At 72.7% G+C, this 4,011-nt stretch carries 4 protein-coding genes and 1 pseudogene; 4 read left to right on the top strand and 1 reads right to left on the bottom strand.

Annotation, left to right across the window (positions count from 1 at the left end):
• Window positions 1-945: DNA polymerase III subunit delta (holA, locus tag ACFVWU_RS44495; RefSeq protein WP_387632345.1), on the bottom strand; the 945-nt coding region annotated here is incomplete at its 3' end.
• A gap of 119 nt (window positions 946-1,064) precedes the next feature.
• On the opposite strand from holA, the gene ACFVWU_RS44490 reads away from it, so the two are divergent.
• The 4 genes and pseudogenes from ACFVWU_RS44490 (at window position 1,065) to ACFVWU_RS44475 (ending at window position 3,826) form a co-directional block, all read left to right on the top strand.
• Window positions 1,065-1,358, top strand: coding sequence for a hypothetical protein (locus ACFVWU_RS44490; protein WP_387632343.1), 294 nt, complete (start codon window positions 1,065-1,067; stop codon window positions 1,356-1,358).
• A gap of 12 nt (window positions 1,359-1,370) precedes the next feature.
• Window positions 1,371-1,505 (top strand): annotated as a pseudogene (locus tag ACFVWU_RS44485) (ArsR family transcriptional regulator); the annotation flags it as partial.
• Window positions 1,502-1,921: an arsenate reductase ArsC gene (locus ACFVWU_RS44480; protein ID WP_387632340.1), complete on the top strand. Its 420-nt coding sequence runs from the start codon at window positions 1,502-1,504 to the stop codon at window positions 1,919-1,921. The pseudogene ACFVWU_RS44485 and the gene ACFVWU_RS44480, both read left to right, overlap by 4 nt.
• A gap of 267 nt (window positions 1,922-2,188) precedes the next feature.
• Complete coding sequence (locus tag ACFVWU_RS44475) at window positions 2,189-3,826, top strand: alkaline phosphatase family protein (protein ID WP_387632338.1); 1,638 nt, start codon at window positions 2,189-2,191, stop codon at window positions 3,824-3,826.
• Window positions 3,827-4,011 lie beyond the last annotated feature (185 nt).

The following is a 4,011-nucleotide window of genomic DNA, read 5'->3' as shown; positions in this document are numbered from 1 at the left end:
GCGCTCCAGGGCGAAGGCCGGGTCGTCCGAGCCGCCCTTGACGGCGGCGTCGGCCTGGGCGATCGCGGTCAGCGCGGTGGCCACCGCGTCACCGGTCCAGCCGCGCATCTGCTGACGGACCCGGTCGACCTTCCACGGCGGCATGCCCAACTCGCGGGCCAGATCGGCCGGACGCATGTTCCGTCCGGTGGTCGCCAGCCGCCCGATGCTGCGCACGCCGGAGGCCAGCGCGTAGGTGATGCCGGTCGGCGGCTGCCCGACGGCCAACGCCCAGCGCAGCCGCTCCAGCGCCTCCGCGGCCCGGCCGGTGACGGCCAGGTCGGCCACCTCGAAGCCGGTCGCCTCCGCCCGGCCGCTGTAGTAGCGGGCCACCACCGTCTCGTCGATCGTGCCCTCGACGTCCGAGGTCAGCTGGCTGCACGCGGCCGCCAGCTCGCGCAGATCGCTGCCGAGCGCGTCCAGCAGCGCCTGGCAGGCCTCCGGGGTCGCGGAGCGGCCCAGCGTGCGGAACTCGCCCTTGACGAAGGCCAGCCGCTCGCTCGCCTTGGCCAGCTTGGCGCAGGCCACCTCGCGCCCGCCCGCCTTGCGGCCGGCGTCCAGCAGGCCCTTGCCCTTGGCGCCGCCGGCGTGCACCAGCACCATGATCACTTCTTCGGCCGGGGCCTCGATGTACGCCTTGACCTCCTTCACCGAGTCGGCGGAGAGGTCCTGGGCGGCCCGGACCACGATCACCTTGCGCTCGGCGAACAGCGACGGCGTGGTCAGCTCGGCCAGGCTGCCGGGCTGCAGCCCGCCGGGCGGCAGGTCCCGTACGTCGGTGTCCGGGTCCGCCGCCTTCGCCGCGGCCACCACCTGGGCGACCGCGCGGTCCAGCAGCAGCTCCTCCTGGCCGACCGCGAGGGTCAGCGGGGCGAGCAGGTCGTCGGGTGCACTCTTCCTGGCCATCGCGTACCAGCATCCCACGCGCCGCGGACACTCCCGGCCGCCCGACCGGCCGCCCGGGCCAACCGACCGACCGGACCCCGGACCGACCGCCCACCCCGCCCGACCTGGACAATGGCCCGGTGACCGAGAACCACGCCACCGACCTCCCGGACGTCAACGACCCCTTCGTCCGCCAGCTGCTCGTCCTGCCCGACCGCGACGCCGCCGACGAGGCCGCCGAGGAACTCCGCGCCGACCTCCCGGACCTCGACGAGCCGGAGATCGTGCGCGACGCCCTGGCCGGCGAGGACGACGCCGAGGACGCCCAGTGGCTCGTCGTCCTCGACCCCCCTGCCGACGGCTGGACCCCCGCCCTGCTCCACGCCCTCGACACCCTCGCCACCTCCTACGAGGGGTGGCGCGAGGAGTCCTGACCGGACGGCCCCTTCGACATCTCCCAGCCGACCGTCTCCCACCACCTCACGGTGCTGCGCGAGGCCGACCCGGTCGACCTCGAGTCGGGACCGGCGCCCCGGCCGCCGACCCGCTCCCCCTGCCCTCGACCAAGGATCTCCCCGTGAGCACTCCCGCCGTTCCGTCGGTGCTGTTCGTCTGTGTCCACAACGCCGGCCGCTCCCAGATGGCCGCCGCCTTCCTCGCCCGCCTCGGCGGCCCCGAGGTACAGGTCCGCTCCGCGGGCTCCGCCCCCGCCGAGAACGTGAACCCCGCCGTCGTCGCGGCCATGGCCGAGATCGGCATCGACCTCTCCGCCGAAACCCCCAAGGTCCTGACCACCGAAGCCGTCCAGACCTCCGACGTGGTGATCACCATGGGCTGCGGCGACGTCTGCCCGCACTTCCCCGGCAAGCGGTACCTGGACTGGCAGCTCGACGACCCCGCCGGCCAGGGACTCGAAGCCGTCCGCCCGATCCGCGACGAGATCGAATCCCGCATCCGGCACCTCCTCACCGACCTCGGCATCACCCCGCGGCCCTGACCCCGGCGCCACCCGCCGGCGCGGACCCCACCGCCCCTCCTCCGCGGCGCGCTCCGATCCCCCGCCCGGAGCGCGCCGCCGCCCGATTGACTGCGTATGCACACCAATCACCTTGGCAGAGCATCCAGTTGATGAGATTCGACGAATTCCCGGATCTCTCCGCACAGGGGTTCAGCACTGTTCATGTCTTCGCCGCCGCCGGTATACCGAGCCCTCTGAACCTAGGACGGCACCGCCACAGCCCCTTCCCCCTCCGCAGGAGTCTCCGTGACCCGTCGTTATGTCCGGCTGGCCGCCACCCTCGGCGCCGCCGGTGTGCTGGCCGGATCCACCGTCGCCCAGGCGGCCGCCGCCGAGGAGGGCCGCGGCGCCCACGCGAAGCACGTGCTGCTGGTCTCCGTCGACGGCCTGCACCAGTCGGACCTGGCCTGGTTCGTGGCCAAGCACCCGCAGTCGGCGCTGGCCCGGCTGGTCCGCGGCGGTGTCGAGTACACCCACGCGAGCACCACCAACCCCTCGGACTCCTTCCCCGGCATGGTCGCCCAGCTGACCGGCGGCGGCCCGGGCACCACCGGCGTCTACTACGACGACACCTACAACGCCGCGCTGCTCCCGGCCGGCACCACCGACTGCAAGGGCGTCAAGCCCGGTGTCGAGGTGGACCTCACCGAGGACCTGGACAAGAACCAGGACGCGCTCGACGCCGGCCAGGGCCTCGCCGGCCTGCCCGGCTCCGTCCTGCAGATGACCGGCCGGCCGCAGACCCTGCTCAACCCGGCCAAGCTGCCGGTCGACCCGCACACCTGCAAGCCGGTCTACCCGCACTCCTACCTCCAGGTGAACACCGTCTTCGAGGTGGCCCGCCAGGCCGGTCTGCGCACGGCGTGGTCGGACAAGCACGCCGCCTACGACATCCTCAACGGCCCCTCGGGCGAGGGCATCCAGGACCTCTTCACCCCGGAGATCAACAGCAGCGCGACCGGGTACAACGGCGACTGGACCAAGGACAACAAGGCCACCGAGCAGTACGACTCGTACAAGGTGCAGGCCGTCCTCAACGAGATCGACGGCTACGACCACAGCCGTTCGGAGCAGGTCGGCACCCCGGCGGTGTTCGGCCTGAACTTCCAGTCGGTCTCCACCGCGCAGAAGCTCAAGAGCTCCCAGGGCCTCCAGGGCGGATACGTCAGCAAGGGCGTGCCCGGCCCGCTGGTCGAGAAGAACCTGGAGTTCGTCGACCAGCAGCTCGGCGCGCTGACCGAGGAGCTGCGCAAGCAGCACCTGGACGGCTCCACCACCGTGATCCTCTCGGCCAAGCACGGCCAGTCCCCGATCGACCCGACCGCGCTCAACCGGATCGACGACGGCCCGCTGCTGGACGGCCTCAACGCCGCCTGGAAGGCCGCCCACCCGGGCGCCGGCGACCTGGTCGCCCACGCGGTCGACGACGACGGTGTGCTGCTCTGGCTGAACGACCGCTCCGCGGCTGCCACCGAGTTCGCCAAGAATTACCTGCTGGCGCAGAGCGGCAACGGCGTCGACATCAACAGCAAGGCCCGCCCCTTCACCCGCAGCGGCGTCGAGAAGATCTACGCCGGCGAGGAGGCCGCCGACTACTTCCACGTCACGCCGGGCGACGCCCGCGTGCCGGACGTCTTCGGCGTCGCGCAGTACGGCGTCGTCTACACCGGCGGCAGCAAGATCGCCGAGCACGGCGGTGCCCACGCCGACGACCTGAACGTGCCGCTGGTCGTCTCCGGCGCCGCCACCCCGAACGGCGTCCGCCAGGACGAGAAGGTCGAGACCAAGCAGATCGCGCCGACCATCCTGAAGCTCCTCGGCCTCAAGCCCAACGCGCTCCAGGCTGTCCGCGAGGAGCACACCCGGGTGCTGCCGACCCGCTGACGACCGGTGGGCCGGTGGGCCGCGGCCCCGTCGACCCGCTGACCGCAGAACCGACCCGAGCGGCCGTACGCGCCTGGCGTACGGCCGCTCGGCCACACTCCGACGAGACGGTCGGAGACGGCGCGACATGTGCCACCGCCCTCACCCGGCCGGTGACGCTTGTTCGCGGCGCGCGCTCCGGGCCC

The organism is Kitasatospora sp. NPDC058190 (assembly GCF_042883685.1).
GTDB lineage: Bacteria > Actinomycetota > Actinomycetes > Streptomycetales > Streptomycetaceae > Kitasatospora.
The sequence above is the reverse complement of the archived record's forward strand: the minus strand, read 5'-3'. Positions and strand labels throughout refer to the sequence as shown.